This window comes from Nodularia sp. LEGE 04288, from assembly GCF_963896525.1.
GTDB lineage: Bacteria > Cyanobacteriota > Cyanobacteriia > Cyanobacteriales > Nostocaceae > Nodularia.
The window spans coordinates 20,910-38,257 of record NZ_CAWQOY010000139.1 but is presented as its reverse complement, the minus strand read 5'-3'; the positions used below and the strand labels follow the sequence as shown (position 1 = coordinate 38,257).

At 41.3% G+C, this 17,348-nt stretch carries 17 protein-coding genes; 7 read left to right on the top strand and 10 right to left on the bottom strand.

Annotated elements, in window-relative coordinates:
* Positions 1 to 123: 123 nt before the first annotated feature.
* Positions 124 to 4,110, bottom strand: a complete 3,987-nt coding sequence (locus AACX33_RS19955) for a hypothetical protein (protein ID WP_193997153.1) — start codon at positions 4,108 to 4,110, stop codon at positions 124 to 126.
* A gap of 75 nt (positions 4,111 to 4,185) precedes the next feature.
* Here AACX33_RS19955 and AACX33_RS19950 point away from each other — a divergent pair, with 75 nt between their 5' ends.
* The 4 genes from AACX33_RS19950 (at position 4,186) to cobT (ending at position 7,875) form a co-directional block, all read left to right on the top strand.
* A complete protein-coding gene (locus AACX33_RS19950; protein ID WP_193997556.1) occupies positions 4,186 to 4,464 on the top strand; it encodes a hypothetical protein in 279 nt (92 codons plus the stop codon).
* A 789-nt stretch (positions 4,465 to 5,253) separates the two neighbouring features.
* Complete coding sequence (locus AACX33_RS19945) at positions 5,254 to 5,955, top strand: Crp/Fnr family transcriptional regulator (RefSeq protein ID WP_193997154.1); 702 nt, start codon at positions 5,254 to 5,256, stop codon at positions 5,953 to 5,955.
* An 80-nt stretch (positions 5,956 to 6,035) separates the two neighbouring features.
* The gene (locus AACX33_RS19940) at positions 6,036 to 6,761 is read left to right on the top strand and encodes a DUF2232 domain-containing protein (protein WP_193997155.1); all 726 of its coding nucleotides are present in this window, start codon (positions 6,036 to 6,038) and stop codon (positions 6,759 to 6,761) included.
* Positions 6,762 to 6,765: 4 nt separating this feature from the next.
* Positions 6,766 to 7,875 carry a nicotinate mononucleotide-dependent phosphoribosyltransferase CobT gene (gene cobT / locus AACX33_RS19935; RefSeq protein WP_193997156.1) on the top strand — a complete coding sequence of 370 codons (1,110 nt, stop codon included), beginning with the start codon at positions 6,766 to 6,768 and terminating at the stop codon, positions 7,873 to 7,875.
* Positions 7,876 to 7,889: 14 nt separating this feature from the next.
* On the opposite strand, the gene AACX33_RS19930 is transcribed toward cobT, so the two are convergent.
* Entirely contained in the window at positions 7,890 to 8,264 is a 375-nt protein-coding gene (locus AACX33_RS19930; protein ID WP_193997157.1) for a hypothetical protein, read from the bottom strand.
* Between the two features lie 343 nt (positions 8,265 to 8,607).
* On the opposite strand from AACX33_RS19930, the gene AACX33_RS19925 reads away from it, so the two are divergent.
* A complete protein-coding gene (locus tag AACX33_RS19925) occupies positions 8,608 to 9,768 on the top strand; it encodes an extracellular solute-binding protein (RefSeq protein ID WP_193997158.1) in 1,161 nt (386 codons plus the stop codon).
* A 19-nt stretch (positions 9,769 to 9,787) separates the two neighbouring features.
* On the opposite strand, the gene AACX33_RS19920 is transcribed toward AACX33_RS19925, so the two are convergent.
* Positions 9,788 to 10,321, bottom strand: a complete 534-nt coding sequence (locus AACX33_RS19920) for a hypothetical protein (protein ID WP_193997159.1) — start codon at positions 10,319 to 10,321, stop codon at positions 9,788 to 9,790.
* A gap of 78 nt (positions 10,322 to 10,399) precedes the next feature.
* On the bottom strand, positions 10,400 to 11,200 hold the full coding sequence (locus AACX33_RS19915) for a class I SAM-dependent methyltransferase (RefSeq protein WP_193997160.1): 801 nt from the start codon (positions 11,198 to 11,200) through the stop codon (positions 10,400 to 10,402).
* A 105-nt stretch (positions 11,201 to 11,305) separates the two neighbouring features.
* Between AACX33_RS19915 and AACX33_RS19910 the strand changes: the two genes are divergently transcribed.
* The gene (locus AACX33_RS19910) at positions 11,306 to 11,512 is read left to right on the top strand and encodes a hypothetical protein (protein ID WP_193997161.1); all 207 of its coding nucleotides are present in this window, start codon (positions 11,306 to 11,308) and stop codon (positions 11,510 to 11,512) included.
* A 10-nt stretch (positions 11,513 to 11,522) separates the two neighbouring features.
* Here AACX33_RS19910 and AACX33_RS19905 read toward each other — a convergent pair whose 3' ends face one another.
* From AACX33_RS19905 to AACX33_RS19880, 6 genes are all read right to left on the bottom strand, one after another.
* The gene (locus AACX33_RS19905) at positions 11,523 to 11,717 is read right to left on the bottom strand and encodes a hypothetical protein (RefSeq protein WP_193997162.1); all 195 of its coding nucleotides are present in this window, start codon (positions 11,715 to 11,717) and stop codon (positions 11,523 to 11,525) included.
* Positions 11,718 to 11,848: 131 nt separating this feature from the next.
* A complete protein-coding gene (locus AACX33_RS19900) occupies positions 11,849 to 12,514 on the bottom strand; it encodes a DUF3226 domain-containing protein (protein WP_193997163.1) in 666 nt (221 codons plus the stop codon).
* Between the two features lie 3 nt (positions 12,515 to 12,517).
* Positions 12,518 to 13,678, bottom strand: a complete 1,161-nt coding sequence (locus AACX33_RS19895; RefSeq protein WP_193997164.1) for an AAA family ATPase — start codon at positions 13,676 to 13,678, stop codon at positions 12,518 to 12,520.
* Positions 13,679 to 13,770: 92 nt separating this feature from the next.
* The gene (locus tag AACX33_RS19890) at positions 13,771 to 14,445 is read right to left on the bottom strand and encodes a Uma2 family endonuclease (RefSeq protein WP_193997165.1); all 675 of its coding nucleotides are present in this window, start codon (positions 14,443 to 14,445) and stop codon (positions 13,771 to 13,773) included.
* Between the two features lie 87 nt (positions 14,446 to 14,532).
* Positions 14,533 to 15,663, bottom strand: coding sequence for an aldo/keto reductase (locus tag AACX33_RS19885; protein WP_193997166.1), 1,131 nt, complete (start codon positions 15,661 to 15,663; stop codon positions 14,533 to 14,535).
* A 118-nt stretch (positions 15,664 to 15,781) separates the two neighbouring features.
* Positions 15,782 to 16,279, bottom strand: coding sequence for a bifunctional nuclease family protein (locus AACX33_RS19880; protein ID WP_193997167.1), 498 nt, complete (start codon positions 16,277 to 16,279; stop codon positions 15,782 to 15,784).
* A gap of 339 nt (positions 16,280 to 16,618) precedes the next feature.
* On the opposite strand from AACX33_RS19880, the gene AACX33_RS19875 reads away from it, so the two are divergent.
* Positions 16,619 to 17,281, top strand: coding sequence for a riboflavin synthase (locus AACX33_RS19875; RefSeq protein ID WP_193997168.1), 663 nt, complete (start codon positions 16,619 to 16,621; stop codon positions 17,279 to 17,281).
* Positions 17,282 to 17,348 lie beyond the last annotated feature (67 nt).

Below are 17,348 nucleotides of genomic sequence, written 5' to 3'. Positions count from 1 at the left end.
GGAGGGGCTAGGGGTGGGGTGTTATGACACAAAAAAGAATTTCCCGACTTGTGTGTACACAGTAGCCGTTGTGGTGGGGAGTAGAAGGATGAAAATTGTCTCATGCGATCGCGTCTGTTGGGACTACGAATGAGTCACTGCTGAAGCAAAATTCACCGTGTAAGGCTCATCCATCGGTTGCTGAGTACTGGCTTTGATCGCATCAAGATAGCGGCGCAAAACTAGCACTTGGGGGAAATTGGGACGATAAGTAAGATTTCCTTGCTTTTCAAACAGTGGTGCAGATGCGATCGCTTGGTAGTAAGAGTTATTCTGAGAACTGCTACTCAACCAGGTAGAATCAGACGTTGCAGGTATCAAACCCGGAGGTAACTCACCTTCTAAGAAACCTAACAAGCGTTGCTGACAAATACTCGTATTAATCCCACAACCCTCAAATAGCTGGATAATTTCGCTAAAAGATAAAGTTCGATCTGGCAAAAGCCCCAGCAATTCCATAAACAAGAAATAATCGGTGTACTGTTGCTTCGGTGCTTCTAAAACCTGGGGATGCAAAGGTAACATCGCCAAACCATAAGCTACCCGACTACACTTGGGAGCGCCGTTTTCACCGAGATACAAATCTTGAATAATTTTCGTATTGGGCAGTTTTTGCCGTAGCCAATTATTCACAACTCCTAAAGAAGCCACACCGCCAGTTAAAATAGCTTGATTAATTGCTTCGGTGGGTATACCACGAGCCACTAACAACTTGTTAAATTCTCGATTTAAGCGGCGCACAAAGGGGACAAACACATGGTTTTCTAAATCTCGGCGCTGTAATACCCACCGTTGATCTGCTAATTCCAGGGCAAAAGAGTCTTGATTTTGCAAAATTAGCTTTAAGGCCAACGCTGCATCTAGCACCGCCTGTCCTAACACCGAACTTTCTAACTTCTGCTGGAGAAGAATCCGCGCTGTAATATCTGGCTCTCCTACTTGGGGTAAATCTAATTCGTCCAAACCCAAACTTTGCCAACGGATTTGATCCAAACCAGGAACAGTAGGTTGCCATTGCCAAGAATTATTGTTAACTATTGTACCATCTCCCTGGTTGAGATCCCTGGCTTGCCGATATTTTGGGGGAAACAGTAACTGGCAAATAATATCTTGCTCAATTCCGTTACTCGCGTAGGCAAAACTATGGAGCATAAAATCATTGTGCGCCAATTGTTGCAGGTTATCTGGCAAATCCACCAGTGTCATTTCGGTTGTAGTTGCCCCAATATTAATCACAAAAGTGTTACCAACCAAAGAATCATCGTTTGCTTTGGCTGGATGAAAACCTTGGGAATCGCTGATTTGGACTGTTTCACCATCAGCGCTATCGAGTATGCTCAGGAGACTGGCGATCGCTTCCTCCACAAAAAATACTTGCTGTGGATGTTGGACTAATTTGCTAGTCAGTACAGCTTCCCGGACATTAAAGCGATATTGTTCTGTCCAGCTAGATGGAGAGGTGCAGATCACACCAGCAATTTGATTAATAACGCTATGGAAAGTTTCTTCATTTAAACCCACAGCACTAGCGATTAAACCTTGAGTTGTACTCTGGCGGTCTGATTTCAAAGTCAACAGTAACTTAGAAAGCGATCGCACAACCCAAACCAAAGGCCCCGCAGAAAACTTGTTGAATTGCAATACAGGCTCCCATTTTTGTTGTTCATTTTTATATGGGATAGCCACCTGTAAATATGGCTTTAACTGCACTGAGTAAAAATTACGCTTCGGAATGTCCGCCGCCGCCTCTGTTTCTGGGTTTTCAGTCTCTCCTTGAGGTACAGAAGCACTCGGCAGATAAACCTCTGCTGGTAAACGAAACGATTCCTGAAAAGAAGTCACCCCCGGTGGGTTTTCTGCTGACCAGCAGATAGGATAAACCACAGAATTAGAACGATTCAACAAAGCCGCAGAAATTCCAGTTGTACCCACATCAATACCTAGATACCAAACTGAATCCAGCGGATTCACAGAATTGGAAATTGAAGAGCTTTCATTTCCCGCCGTTGTCACCTTCTCTCTGATTTCAGTTGTGGGACTAAAGTCTAAATCAGCTTCTGTTTGCGGCCAAGATATCGGGTTAACTTGGAATACATCCACACCAGACTCAGCAAAATTTGGTCTATCAGAGTCAGTCAGAACTTGCTCATCTACGCTATCTGCAAAACCCGCAAAAATATCCAAATTTGCATCAGGCTTCAGCATTTCATCAAAATTGGCTAAATCTTGATTCAATTGTTGCATCTGCTCTTCATCCAGAGTAATATCCGGCAGATTGGCAGACTGGCTTTCCCCTGGTGAAAGCAAATTTTCTTCAGGCGAAGCCGCAATGTAGTTATCTAAATACCTCTGAGCCTCATCATTAACTACGACTTCCGACTGGTAGCTCACAGTCGTTGCTTTCGCTATTACTGCTGCTGTTTCCAAATCAGAAGAGACACCCAACCCCGGCTCTTCACCCCCTAAATCAGCAAATAAGTCCCTCAGCGATCTAATCGTATCAGCACTAGTTGGCTGCATAGAGACATTCTCAGTTAATGCCACTTCTGTTGGCGACAACCCAGAAAAACCGGGTGATTCATCTGAGTTGGAATCTTCCTCAAAAAACAATTCTTGCCATGACTCTGATTCTGCATTTGCTTCCTCCAACCAAGGATCGGAAAGCTGTTGCACTGGTTGAATTGGAGATGCTGGTGTAGTCTCGGCAATATCATCTTCTGGGATCACCTCTGTTTCTAAAGGTTGAATTGGAGATGCTTGTGTAGTCTCGGCAATATTCAACGATGATAAATCTTCCCCAATTACCTTGGAAGTTACATCAAGGTTCAGATTAGTAAAATTATCATTACCCAATAAACTGGCATAAAGTTGTTCTACTTGATCATCAAGTAATTCCAAACTATCCGGCTGGACTTCACTTGCAGTATCACGAGATAATTCTCGATCATCTATACCAAGCGCCAAAAGCATTGCATCCAGATCATCTGTAACCACTACATTTTCTTCTTCCTGATTAAATGTCAGTGAAGGCGAAACCTCTGGCGCTATAAATTCCCACGACTGACTTATTTCATCACTGATCGTATCTGGTTGTATTGTTGCTGGCGCAATAGTATTTGCTTTCGTTGGTAATGATGCTAATGGAGATAAGGTTTGATTTTTTTCCAACTCTGGAAAAGATAACAAAGTCATCGGAGCTTGTTGCTGCAAGTTCTGCGTTAAATTGTTCACAAAGTTCGCCATTAACTGCTGTCCCTGCACACCCGTACTGTGCATTCTGGCCAACCCTTGAGATAATGACTCGTGATAAGTATTGATATTGCGTTGTAGTGCCTCAAAGACGAAATTCACAGTTCCATCTAGGGATAATAGACGTTGATCCAGTTCCCTGGTCAGATGAGTTAACCGATCTCCCTGTTGTGATGATTCTAAGAAAGGTTGAGTCCCCGAAGATGTTACTTCTCGGTTACTGTGATCATTATTACTGGTAGAACTGGAGTCATGGACGACATTATCCGCGATCTGTGGCGTTAAATTAGAGCCAATGCGACTCATCAGTAACTGCAAAAATTCCGCAATCATCTGCTCTTGGTTAGCCCACTGCTGGCTTAAAGAGTTGTTGTGCAGTCTCCTTTGCTCTAGCTGTCTAATTTCCTGGACAAGAGTTGCTCGCTCTTGCATCATTGCGGCTAATTCTACTTGCAACGGCTGTATTAATGCCGATAATTCGCTTTTTAATTGCTGAGATAGTAAACTACTTTGTTCCAGCTCCCCTTGGTTCTGCCCTACTGATAGCTGGCTTGGCGTACCCATAGATTGGCTATGAGTTTGATTAACAAATTTCTCTAACAAAGGCGACCTTTGCAAGTCTCCAGTCAGTTGGTTTTGGTCATTACTATTGACAATCTCACTTTCTCTTTGCTCAACAAGGAAGTTACGAATTTTTTCTAACACCTCTCTGCTTTCCGGCGCTTGACTAGACAAAAGCCTAGACAGGCGTTTACCACTGCTGTTGAGTAAGTTATCAATGTCTGCAATCAATGTTTGGATTTCATCTGCGCGGGAAGTCACTTTAAATTACCTTAGCTAGAACTGTACTTTAACTTGTTATATGAGAATTACTGAAGAATTAGGAAATTTGCGAAAGTGGGAACCCAAGGGACTCCTCACTGGAATTATGTCATGGCGTTTCCTCATCTTCAGGAACAAAATTATCTGTGTATCCTGCACTCAGTAGGAGTGGGTATAGCTACGCCACGCCAGCCAACACATATATTATCAACCATTAACGATGTTATAAATACACCCGCCCCTACTCCGTGTCTACATCTGTGTTCATCTGTAGTTAATTTATTCTATGGCTACGCCACGCCAGCTATCGCTGATGTAGAGACGGGATTAATCAGGTCTCTAGTACCGCCGTGAAGTCAAAAATCAAAAGTCAAAAGTCAAAAAGCTTATAAAATGGGCTTTTCATGGATTTTGAATGGTCTGTTTATTTACGCCGACTTGTACTAGTAGGCGAGAAATGCTATATGGATGACTCAAAGAGTTATTATTCATCAATTAGCGCCCGTTTTAGCCGATTAACTTGACGGTGATCAGAAATCTAGAAATACAAAAGTTATTCCGAATTTATTTTTATACAAGTGCTTTGCCACTCAGCATACACACGATGTGACAGCTTTTAAGACGTGTCTAGTGATCAAAAAAATCTAAAAATTCTACAGATTTCTACCTACATGAGCAATTAATGTCGCTAACCAGTGGCTGAATGGCAAGGGGCATTTTTTACTTGAGTTTTGCTCTGCGTGATCAGCTAAAAATATGACATTAGCAAAAATTTACTATCTTGAGTATCATTAATATTGTTTGTTAATATTTTGCAGTCATAAAATTTGCAATGCAGTGGACTCCCAAATAATACTCCCAGAAGGTAATAATATACTGTGTGCAAAACATTTAAGTAATTGTAACCTATAGGACTCCTACTTGATTTTTGAATAAGACTGAGTACACATCTATCCCTGATTTCCTTTTTTCGCTTCCTTGTTCCTGAGCAGGCAAATAAGCCACAATTTTGCAGTCTTTCGTGCTACAAAATGTAGTATATTTTTGTGCCAGGGGCAATGAACGGTTGTAGTTTAATAGCTTAAGCTGAATATAGCGCCTTGTTTGTTTTATATATATGACAGCTTTAATAAATATGCCGTAATGGAAGACCGATATAGCTTGCAAGCAACCAGCAATCCCTGGATAATCTCGTCTGCGCCCTTTTTTCAAGGGTTGCCAGAAGCTGCTGTACAATTAGCGCTGACCCATCTTGTGACCCGTACACATCCAGCCAACCAAGTGATTTTGCTGGAGAATGACTGGGGTGGTGCTGTATATTTTATATTAGATGGTTGGGTAAAGATTCGTACCTACAACTTGGAAGGTAAAGAAGTTACACTGAATATTATTGGTAAAGGGGAATTGTTTGGTGAAATGGCGGCCTTAGATGAAGTCCCTCGTTCCACTGATGTGATTACCCTGACTCCGACGATGATTGGTAGTATGCCAGCTCAAAATTTTGTCAAGTTACTTCATACAGAACCCTTGGCGGGACTGCGATTGTCACAATTGATGGCTCGACGCTTACGACAAGTAAACCGCCGCCTGCGATTACGAGAATCTGATAGTCAGTCACGAGTAGCCGATACTTTGTTATTTTTGGCAGAAGGACAGGGAACACAAGGGCAAACTGGTACAGAAATCCCCAATTTACCTCACCGAGAATTGAGTAGTTTGAGTGGACTGGCCAGGGAAACAGTTACCAGAGTATTAACCAGGTTAGAAAAAAAAGGGTTGATTACCAAAGATCCTGACACAATTTGTATTCCTGATTTGTCAGCCTTGGAAAAAATGATTGTGTAGAATACCGTTGAGTAATCACTAATTCGGAGTACTGACTATAGCCGAGGACTGACGGCTAAGTCGTTGAAATTTTTTTCACCATGAGCATTTCAGATTCTCTACCAGATGAAAACACATCCCCGGAATTTCCCAAATCTCTCAACAAAAAGTTAGAGCCAGAGCAGTTGCGGCGACCTAGACTAAAAGTTGATGCGCCTTTACGTATGGTGGAAACGGCTTTTTTAGCCAGTGCAGCTAGCTTGATTTGGTTTATTAATTTTTATTTTCCCTTGGGGCCGGTATTACGGATATTTTTTCCCGTACCTATCGCTTTGGTTTACCTGCGCTGGGGCAAAAGAGCGGCCTGGATGGCTGCTGTTACTTCTGGGTTGCTGCTATCAGTGCTAATGGGGCCGGTTCGTAGTCTATTATTTGTGATGCCCTATGGTTTTATGGGTGTGCTTTTAGGAGCAACATGGCACCGTCGTGTTCCCTGGATTGTATCTATCACTCTGGGTACGCTGTTGGGTACATTAGGGGTATTCTTTCGGCTGTGGTTGCTGTCTGTGTTGTCGGGTGAAGACCTTTGGGTTTATGTGATTAACCAGGTAACAGAACTGATAGAGTGGGCATTTCTGAGGCTGCAAATATTAGCTGTTCCTAGTGTGTTTTTGATCCAAGTGGGAGCGGTGGTTTTAATTGTGTTCAATAACTTGATTTATTTGTTTATGGTACACCTGGCAGCATGGCTGTTATTGGATCGTTTGGGAAATTCCATTCCCCGTCCGCCACAATGGGTGCAGGTTCTTATGGATTATGAAGGTTGAATAATTGATTCGTATTTATACTCAAATAGAACAGGGTAAAGAATGGATTACTAAGTATAGAAATTGTTTACCTGTGTTTGCCTGTGTTTTAGGTTTTACTGATACTGGTCTAATTCCGGGGATTTCAGCAGCTGGGATGACTCCAGAAGATCGAAAGTATACTGCTTGTGCTGATGCGGAGTTTTTATATTATGGGGCAGGACGAAAAGCTCTCTATCCCTTACCACCACTGACTGCGGGCGCTTCACCTGTACTAATTTCTCGTGCTGTGGTTGAGGCACTGAATATTCCAGTTTATTTGTTTAATGCTGGCTTACCTCAGCCTCCAGATGTGCCGGTGATTGATTTGGGTGGCTGTCCAGCTGAGTGCTTAAGTACAGGTGCTGCGATGAACATCACGACTGTACATCACTTGCTCAAGCAAGGGCTACTGTGGGGAGAACGCCTAGCTGCCAACAACGTTCAACAAGGATATGTGATTTTAGGTGAGTGCGTTGTCGGAGGTACTACAACCGCTCTGGGGATTTTAACTGGCTTGGGTATAGATGCAGTGGGAAAAGTCAACAGTAGCCATCCTGTTTGTAATCATACACAAAAGTGGGCGGTGGTACAAGCTGGGCTGGAAAGGATGAGGGGAGCCGGCGGAGAATTATTAGATCCCTTAGAAATCGTGGCGGCGGTAGGTGATCCGATGCAGGTGGTGGTGGCGGGAATGGCGATCGCCGCTAGTCGCAGTTGTGGTGTTATGCTGGCGGGTGGAACACAGATGCTGGCGGTTTATGCTTTGATGAGTGCGATCGCTGATGCTTATGATTTATCTTGGCAACCAGCTGAAGTCGTCGTAGGTACCACCCGATGGGTAGCGGAAGATCCCACTGGTAGCACCGTTGACTTAGCCCTCAGCTTAGGTAAAACAATCCCTCCCCTACTTGCTACTCAGTTAAGTTTTGCTAACTCTCGTTATCCCCAACTCCAAGCTTATGAGCAGGGCTTTGTTAAAGAAGGTGTAGGGGCTGGCGCAGCTTGCATTGCTGCTCATCTGAGCCAAAATTGGCAGCAACATCAACTTTTAACTGCCATTGAAGCTCAACTAGAGCGGCTCGAAGGCTGTTGATTAACTACATATGTTTAATGAATTCTCACTTTCATTAATTGTTCTTCTAAAGCCGCAATGCGATTGTATGCTGCTGTTAATTGTGCTGTTAGTCGTTGTATTTGAATTTCTGGTGTTAAGTTATTATCGCTACCTTGGCGATTCATGTCTAAAGACATACCATCTGTCAATACATCCTTGTGTTGCATTTCTGGATTGAAATTGATCTGTTTTTTTAACTGGTAGCGGCTGACATCAGTATTTTCTACATCATTATTCTTTGCTTGTGTATTTGCTAAAGAACATTCTGAGAAAGCTTGAGCGACTTTATGATCAAGTTGCTCAATCACCTGGCAGAGGGCATCAAGTTTATGACTCAAATTCAGGATCTGCGTTTGTAATGGCTCCATTTAATACCCTTGACAGTAGATTTGCTTGATGTTATTCAATTTACATCTAATATTAACTATACTTTTGAATTATTTAATTTTTCAACAATTTTGTCAGGATACGAATAGTTAAGTATTTATAGATAATCTAACTCAATGCTTTTTATCAGTATTATTGATGATGGTTGTTGCTAAAATTGAAATCAAAAGCAATGATTTCAGGATGCTTCTCTGAAGTCAATCAATGGTTCAGGTTTGACCGCATGATTCCGGAAATACGGACTAATAAGTAATTGGGCTATAATTTTATATATTTATTTAATTTATGTATAATCAAAAATTCCAAATTCCCCATCCCAAATCGATGGATCGACGATCTTTTTTATTGGGTGCAGGAGGGCTGGCGCTTTCGCAGTTGCTGGTTGGTTGTGGCGGAAGCAACCAAAGGAAACTCAATATCCAGTTATTAAAAGGTTCTATCCCCAGTCAGATAGTTCGTCAGTTTCGCCAAAGTGTACAGCCACAGGTAGAGTTAAATTTTTCCCCAGTTGAGCAGATACAGGATTTATTTAAACAATTGCAAGGTTGGCAAGATAAATCAAAAAGCACTGTTCAGCCATTTTGGACTCGCTTTATACCATTTAGGAAATCCCAACCAGCAGTTGCATCTGACTTAGTGACATTAGGCGATTACTGGCTCCAAGCAGCTATTGATCAAAAACTTATTCAACCACTAGAAGCAGCGGAAGTCAAACAGTTAAAACAGTGGTCTGCTTTAGATCAAAGGTGGCAACAACTGGTAACACGCGATAATCAAGGCAACCTGGATACTCAAGGCAATGTTTGGGCGGCTCCTTACCGTTGGGGTAGTACAGTCATTCTTTATCATCGTCAAAAGTTGCAGAGTTTGGGGTGGACACCGGAGGACTGGAGTGATTTATGGCGAGATGGATTGCAGAATCGGATTTCTTTAGTGAATCAACCCAGAGAAGTCATCGGTCTGGTTTTGAAAAAGCTGGGACAATCCTACAACACAGAAAATCTCGACACCATCCCAGGGTTAGAAAATGAACTCAGGGCATTAAACAAACAGGTAAAATTGTACAGTTCTAATAACTACCTAGAACCGCTAATTATTGGAGATACTTGGCTAGCAGTTGGTTGGTCAAGCGACATTATACCCTTGCTGCCGCGTTATCCCCAACTTGCCGCAGTTATCCCCAAATCAGGAACAGCAATGTGGGCAGATTTATGGGTACGCCCTACAGGAGTTAAAAAAGACACTTTCTCATCACAGTGGATTGATTTTTGTTGGCAACCAGACATTGCTAAACAAATTTCTCTGTTAACTAGAAGTAATTCGCCTATTTCCCCTAATATTGCCCCATCCGACCTTCAGGAACCATTTAGAAGTCTGTTAGAAGGTAATCGTGCAGTTTTTGACAAAAGTGAATTTTTGCTTTCCTTATCGCCAACAGCAATGAAGCAGTATGAGTCTTTGTTCGCCAAAATTAAGCAAGAGTAGGAATTAGTTTTGTCTGTTTCTAGAAAGAGCGCAACAATCCTAACCTATTCTGAGTATTGATATTGATCCGGCATGATGCTGGACTTGTAACAAAATTACAGGTATAGGTTGCCAAAAGGTTTTGTTGATAATTGAAGACGCGAAGGTTATAACCGTCTTTTCTGGTACTGCTACCCAACCGATTTACAAAGTCGTAGCGTTCTAGATAGTCTAGCAAGTTCCAAATTTGCTGGTTGACTATGAGGTCTACTCTGGCGGGTTCTTCTTCTTTAGGTGGATATGCTATCCAGTTATCTAAGAGTTTGTTCTCGGAATTTTCTTTTTCCCACCATAAACTAGGTGTAGTTAATCCTTCTGGGTTAATGGTATTGGCTGTCATCACAGCACCATTGGGTTGAGTTAATAAGGCAAGTTCTAAAGGTGCATCTGAAGGCGATGGGACTGGGGCTGTTTCTGCTAGGGAGGGTAAGACTGGTAACAGAAAAATTGTACTGAGGTTAATCGTTAGTATCAGAGGAAGTGATATCTTACGACTTAGTTTGTGTATAAGCATAAACGCATACCATTTTTTATTTGCGAACAATCTTCAATTCGCTCATGGTTTAAGACTAAATAATTGCTGTTGGTGTTTCTAAACTCTCATGGCAAAAAAGCGAAGTCTTTTGTAATCAGCTGTCCAACTATCATCAGAATACATTTTCTGTGGAAGTGTCTGCTCTACCTGACGAATGACTTGTGTTTGCTGGTCAGGAGATAATCCTGTGAGAAAAGTGCTGGCAAACATTTGAATCCAATTTGCCATTCCTGCTTGTTTATCTGCTAGGGGAGTGGGACGGCTAAACAGGATGGCATAAGTGACTTCAAAACCTTGCTGTTCAAGGAGGGTAGAGTATTCGCCAATACTGGGGAAATACCAAGGATTCCGTGTTTCTACGTCTGTAATCCCAAGGGATGTTAAAGCAGTAGACAAGGCTTGAGCGATCGCTTGCACGTTTCCCTTACCACCGAACTCAGCGACAAAGCGCCCCCCTGGTTTCAGTGACTGATGCACACAGGCGATCGCCTTTTCTGGTTCTTTCACCCAATGCAAAGTCGCGTTGGAAAATACTGCATCTAATGGCTGGTCTATTTGAAAGTTTCTCGCATCAGCGATATCAAATAATAGATGAGGATAGTTTTCCCTAGCTTTCTCAATCATGGCAGGTGCGCGATCGATTCCCATCACCTCAGCACCAGCCAAGGAAATTTTCTCGGTGAGTTGTCCTGTACCACAGCCCAAATCCAAAATAGATTCTCCTGATTTGGGGTTGAGCAATTTTAATAATTCTTCCCCATATTGCCAAACAAAGGCGTGTTTATCCTCATACAGGTGACTATCCCAATCATTTTTAAGTGGAGAGAATTGGGGGTTTTGTGAGCGATCGTTTTTCATGATGATTGGGAAACATGAGTATGATGAACAGACTGATGATGGTGCAGTAGTTATTCTCGTAGCAGCAATGAAATTTTCATAGTGTTACCTATTTGTAGAAAATCCATGACATCTCAAGAATTTTTAGAAAATTTGGCTACAGCCGCAACAGATCCCGAAAAACTCATGGTTGTTGCTGAATACCTGGAAACAACTGCAATGGACAATGCAACCACTCCAAGATGGCGCAGCATTCCTTACAGTTCTGAAATTGAGATGGCGCTGAAGAATTTGGCTTTTCATTTAGAAGGACTTGCTGAGGTAGGAAATTGATTTTGCGCCTTCAATTGCCTTGTTTCATCCACTCTCGCGCTGCTTTTTCGGCGGCTTCGGGCGTATAGTAAAGCTTGCGCTCACCAAACACTGCACCACCAGGGCTAATCACCCGGAACTGCCAGGAATCATCTTTTTCAGTATAAAACACTGTGAGGGTAACGTTTTGAATGCCAACAACTAAGTGAATTTTGGTGGTACTCATTAGTGGTGTCTCGACGTTTACCCTTTTTTTATCATTTTTAATATATAAATAGGATGCGATCTGCTTGCAGCAGCGCTTCGCTATCGCCGGAGGCGGGGCTTTGCCCATCGCTTATTCTAAATATCACCAGCTTATAAATCGTATAAAGTTTTAAACCAGGTTATAAATCCCTGTACCTTTGCATCTTGCGGGTTCAAAATATTATACTTTATGGCTTGATGTATTTGTCTACCTGGTTTATTTTGCCATGCTAACCAAGTGTAAATTTCCGCTTTATGAATATAGGAATCTTTGAATGTTGCTCCTTGATTTTTTGCCTCCCTTGCTACCTCCTGAGCATATTGCCAAAGAGATGTCCCCTCTTGAGGAATCATGTAACCTAAAAATGTTTCTAGCATACCTGGGATGATATTATCTGGCATCATCCAAACCCCAAACTTTTGTCCATCTGGTGTATTAAAAATTAATCCTGTTTCTGGTATTTGTTTAGGAATCTCAATACTATTTGGCTGGCGAATACTTGACAAAACAGTATTTCTAAGACTTTGCCAACGTGAAAGCGGCTCAACATCACCATCTACAACTAAACCTAAATGAGTGCGTCCTCCAGTTTGCAATTCTGTATATATGAGGTCTGAAGTGATATTGTCAAAACCTTTACATTCATTAATTAATATAATTGGTTGCTCCTTTTTATCAACCCAAGTAATTCCATGTTTCTTAATTAACTCTGGTATAACTCGTAAATCATCTTGACCTTCAACTAACAATTTTTTGGGATTATCACTTTTTGCCATTGCTTAACGTACCTCAAGTTCTCTTTCAGCAGCAATGACCATTTGAGGTTCAGTAAAAACTATACTTCTTTCTTTACCTTTTTCAATCCTATGAATTCTAATACCATCTTTAGTTGTATCTTCTTGTTCTGCAATATCGGCTAAACTTTGCCAACAATCACTATTATGTGTAGTGGCAAAAACTTGTACATTTAATCTTTTGGCTGTTTGCCAAATCAGTTTCCACATATCGGACATGGTAGTAAAATGGAGTCCTGTATCAATCTCATCTATAAATAAATATCCATCTTTAGCGCATACAGTAGCTAGTATAATTCCTAAAATGCGCCAAATACCATCCCCCATACTACCAATTGGTACGCGCTGGTTACTGTCAGCAAGGCGGACATAAAAGCCAGTATGCGATTCAGCAGAACGTAATCTCATCATCTGACTAGCTTTTTGAACATTTGCTGGAGCAATACGTTCAATTTTATTATCAATAATTTTCAGTGCTTCTGTTACTAATTCTTCTTCAGGATTTAACACTACTTCGTTAAATAGTTCTGTCATTTTTTCAGTATTTAGGGAAGAAGAATTAATAAATATAGTTTTAGGCACTTTATTCGTTTTATCCCTGCCAAAACGTCTAATAGAGTTTAAATCTAGACAGTTATTATCTGATAAGGGTAAGTTTAAATGGTCTGTAGTTTCTTCTTGACGCTGCCAAATAATTTGAAAATTTATGATTTTTGTGTGATGACTTGATAAATAATCAGCAATAAGTTTTTCTTTGAATTTCTCATCCAAATTAGAATTATTTAAATCATAATCAATCCTTTGTTTAATTTCACCTATTTTTATAGAAAAATCCTCTTTAACATCATCGTTAATTCCTGAAATTGAAAATGTACTATCTCTCTGAAATTCATGCTCATTAAATAAATGAGAGATATCAAGTTCACGTTCTTCTCTTAGATGATCACTCCAAAAATACTCACCTCGGTTTATCATTATTTCACCGAGTGGCTCAAGATTAGTTCGTGAGCATAAAAGCTGAATAGCTTCTAATATAGATGTTTTACCACTGTTATTTTCACCCACGAGCAGATTAATTCTACCTAGCTGCTGAAGCTCGAAAGATTTAAAACATCGAAAATTCTCTATTTTTACGCTCTTTAACATGATTTTTTTAGCCAAAAACAACAAAGAGGTAATGACTGGTATTAGTGCAAGTAATTGTGATACCTCTCACTCTAGCAAAACAAGCGCCTGCTTTAACTACATTCATCAACAGCCGACTCCACAGGCTCAAATGTAACTTTGTTGTATAAATCTTGTAGGGAAATCTCAAAGGGTATAGTATTGAGTGCGATCGCCTGATCTTCCTCATCATACTCACGCAGCGACCATTGCTTTTTCCCAGTCTTAGAAAATTGCTCTACACGAATCCGAGTTTGGTCAATTAGTAAATATTCTTGAAACGTAGGAATAGTTCGGTAAGCCTCAAATTTATTCTCACGGTCATAGCCTTTGGTCGATTTTGATAAAACCTCAATAATCACCTGTGGATTGACAATGATATCTTTACAATTATTGAAAAATTCCGGTTCATCCGCCAGTATCATCACATCTGGATAAGTATAAATACGCTTTTGCGGTATCCACAGACGCAAATCACCTGTGAAAGCCTCATAATTCTGCTGTCTGAAAGCAAAATTTAATGCAGCGTAGAGATTGCCAGAGATTCGTTTATGATCTATTCGACATCTCCCAAAATTAGGTTTTAAACTTTGCTGTACAAGGCTTTGATGCTCATTTGCGGATATGTCTAATGTTCCGCCTGTCATTGGAATTATTACCCCGTCAATATATTCGCTTTTATACTCAGCAGCTTCCTCTAAAGCTAAATATTCCTCTGGAGTATAGTATCGCTGTTGTGTTACTTGCATAATTTTTTCCTGTAGCGATGCCTACAAATATTCTAACGTGTTCTGACAAATCATTTTAATTACGAATTACGAATTACGAATTACGAATTATTCCCACAGTCTTTTCCTATTTTTCCCGCTTAATCTTTCGTGAGTATCTGCTAACAAAGCGGGAATATTTAATTTTTCTGGACACCGAGGTAAACATTCCCCGCATTCTGTACAACGATTGCCTTTCATTCCAGGGAACCAGTGACCAGCATTTTCAAACATTCCATAACGATATTTTCCATAGTCCGTCATTTCATAAGCTAAGGCAAGATTTCGTAACCGCAATACTTCGGGAATATTGATATTTTCTGGACAAGGTAAACAGGCATAACACTGACTACATTTGTCAGTTTCTAAAGCAGCTTTTTGGTGTTCTTCTAAGTTTTGAAAAGCTAATTTTTCTGAAGGTGTTAATTCATGAACACTATCAGCAAACCGCAATGGTTCTATTAATTCATCTGGGTTAGCTGCACCCACACTCAAAGTAGTAATCCGATGATCACTGAGTAAAAATCGATAATTTAATTCTAAAGGTGAATAAGGCTGACACAGGTCTATTAATGTTTGGGGTGGCGTGTAGAGGCGGCCTCCCTTATCTGCTGGTGAAATTATAAAAATGCCCATGTCCTTTTCAGCAGCTAGCTGAATTGCTGGGGCATGACGTTGGAAAAAATAGTAATAATGCAGATTGACAAATTCAAATAAATCTGTATTGATTGCCGCTAAAATTATATCTAATGAAGCGTGGGTGGAAAAACCAACGTGTCGCACTCGACCGTCATCAACAGCTTCCTGGACGGCTTTCATGCAGCCACCGTTGGCTTGCACCCACTGGAGATGCTCCCAAGTATTTAAGCCATGAATGCCTAAGCAATCTAGATAATCTAGATTTAATCGTTCTAGGGATTCATCGATGCACCGACGCATACTATCAGCATCAACTGTAGGCAGGATTTTGGTAGTGATGTAAACCTGAGAACGGGGTAATGATAATCCGCCTTTGATAGCTGCACCAAGATACTCCTCACTTTTGCCATAACCTCTGGCTGTTTCTAGATGATTTACTCCTAGCGCTAAAGCTGCGGTAATTGTCTGCTGTGCATTTTCGACATCAGCCAGATAGCGCATTGTTCCAAGAGAAAAAACCGAGAGGTGTAGGTTAGTTTTGCCAAAGCGTCGGTATTGCATGATAAATGCTGAGTAAGAAGAAGAGTGGGAACAGAAAGAAATCCGGGAGAAAGACGTTGTTACAAATCCAATTTATTTATTCTCCCCTGCTCCCTGCTCCCTGCCCCTCTGCTTCCATCTAGCTGTCGCCATTACCAAAGCGCTTGATCAAATCTTCAGGGCGAAGATTGGAGATAAATTCACGGAAGGCTTGCTGTTCGGCTTCATCAGCGTCGCGATCAACAGGAATTGAAGCATCAGAAACCACTTCCTCCATGACCCAGATGGGGGCATTGGTACGGAGAGCAACGGCGATCGCATCGCTGGGACGCGCATCAATTTCTTTTTTGATTTCGCCTTGCTGGACAATTAAGGCTGCATAAAATGTATCCTTTTGTAAGGAGTGAATAATCACCTTTTCCAGAATCATGGAACATGACTCTAAAAGATTCACAATTAAGTCGTGTGTTAGCGGTCTGGGAGGCTTTTGATTTTCTAGCGCAGCCATAATTGCTCTCGCCTGTTCCTGTCCAATATAAATTGGTAAAGCCCGCCGATCTGAGGCATCTTTCAAAAGTACAATGGGACTGCGGGTTATGGCATCTAATGCTATGCCAGCGACTCTCATTTCAATCATTGCCTAAGCCTCTACAATCCTTTGAATGATTGGGCGCTCTGTAACAAATAATACTGTTTTGTTGGGTAACTTGGGGGCGGGAATAAACATAAGCATTGTTCTCTATAATTGCTTCTATTAAACTCCGAACTTGTTGTGAACACCAGAGTAATTCAAAGTGGTCTACCTAGACAATAACCTGATTAACCAAGTATGCCTTGTGAAGGATGCGAATGTGTTAATAACTTTATAATAGAAACAGTCAGAAATTATACCTAATGTGTTCAGCATTAATGACAGAATTACAGTGGATTTTTCGCAAAATTAGGCAATAAATAGAATTAGTTTGAGAAAAAAACCGTGTTTACAGGATTAATCCAAGCATTAGGAACGATGAAACCTCTAGGGGGGGATTCTTGGCAAATTACCTTTGTAAGTCAGTCCTCTGTTGTCATTATGCAGGATTTGGCTTACGGTGACAGCGTTGCTGTCGATGGAGTTTGCCTCACAGTGGAGAAAATTTTAAACAATGGGTTTATCGCCACTGCTTCACCGGAGACTCTACGCCGCACGACCCTGGGAGATGAGCAAACACAACAGACATATGTCAACTTAGAAGCTTCGCTGCGGGTGGGTGGTAAAGTCGGCGGTCACTTTGTCATGGGTCATGTAGATGGTATAGGTCAATTAGTAACGGCCGCACAAACGGCTAGTTCTTGGGAAATGACGTTTACAGCACCCGAAGCGATCGCGCGGTATATTGTCCCCAAAGGTAGCATTGCTGTGAATGGTATCAGCCTCACAGTAGCTGCTTATGAGCCGGAATTGTCTCAGTTCACAGTCGCAGTTATTCCCCTCACCTATGACGATACAAATCTCCGTTATCTTGTCTCAGGCAGTTGGGTAAATTTAGAAGGGGATATTCTCGGCAAATATGTCGAAAAATTTCTTTCCCCTGGCAAACAACATCCGAAAACTGATTACTTAACACCTGCTTTTTTAGCAGAAAATGGGTATTTGTAATTAGGGAGTAAGTAGAGACACGATTCATCGCGTCTCTACAAGAGAGTAGGGGAAGTCCAGTTTTTTG

Bases quoted from the DNA above. Each gene is read 5' to 3' on its own strand.
- AACX33_RS19905 (WP_193997162.1), bottom strand. From the start codon at position 11,717: ATGAGTACCACCAAAATTCACTTAGTTGTTGGCATTCAAAACGTTACC.
- AACX33_RS19895 (WP_193997164.1), bottom strand. From the start codon at position 13,678: ATGTTAAAGAGCGTAAAAATAGAGAATTTTCGATGTTTTAAATCTTTC.
- AACX33_RS19925 (WP_193997158.1), top strand. From the start codon at position 8,608: ATGGATCGACGATCTTTTTTATTGGGTGCAGGAGGGCTGGCGCTTTCG.
- AACX33_RS19945 (WP_193997154.1), top strand. From the start codon at position 5,254: ATGGAAGACCGATATAGCTTGCAAGCAACCAGCAATCCCTGGATAATC.
- AACX33_RS19885 (WP_193997166.1), bottom strand. From the start codon at position 15,663: ATGCAATACCGACGCTTTGGCAAAACTAACCTACACCTCTCGGTTTTT.
- AACX33_RS19880 (WP_193997167.1), bottom strand. From the start codon at position 16,279: ATGATTGAAATGAGAGTCGCTGGCATAGCATTAGATGCCATAACCCGC.
- AACX33_RS19910 (WP_193997161.1), top strand. From the start codon at position 11,306: ATGACATCTCAAGAATTTTTAGAAAATTTGGCTACAGCCGCAACAGAT.
- AACX33_RS19920 (WP_193997159.1), bottom strand. From the start codon at position 10,321: ATGCTTATACACAAACTAAGTCGTAAGATATCACTTCCTCTGATACTA.
- AACX33_RS19930 (WP_193997157.1), bottom strand. From the start codon at position 8,264: ATGGAGCCATTACAAACGCAGATCCTGAATTTGAGTCATAAACTTGAT.
- AACX33_RS19915 (WP_193997160.1), bottom strand. From the start codon at position 11,200: ATGAAAAACGATCGCTCACAAAACCCCCAATTCTCTCCACTTAAAAAT.
- AACX33_RS19900 (WP_193997163.1), bottom strand. From the start codon at position 12,514: ATGGCAAAAAGTGATAATCCCAAAAAATTGTTAGTTGAAGGTCAAGAT.
- AACX33_RS19890 (WP_193997165.1), bottom strand. From the start codon at position 14,445: ATGCAAGTAACACAACAGCGATACTATACTCCAGAGGAATATTTAGCT.
- AACX33_RS19940 (WP_193997155.1), top strand. From the start codon at position 6,036: ATGAGCATTTCAGATTCTCTACCAGATGAAAACACATCCCCGGAATTT.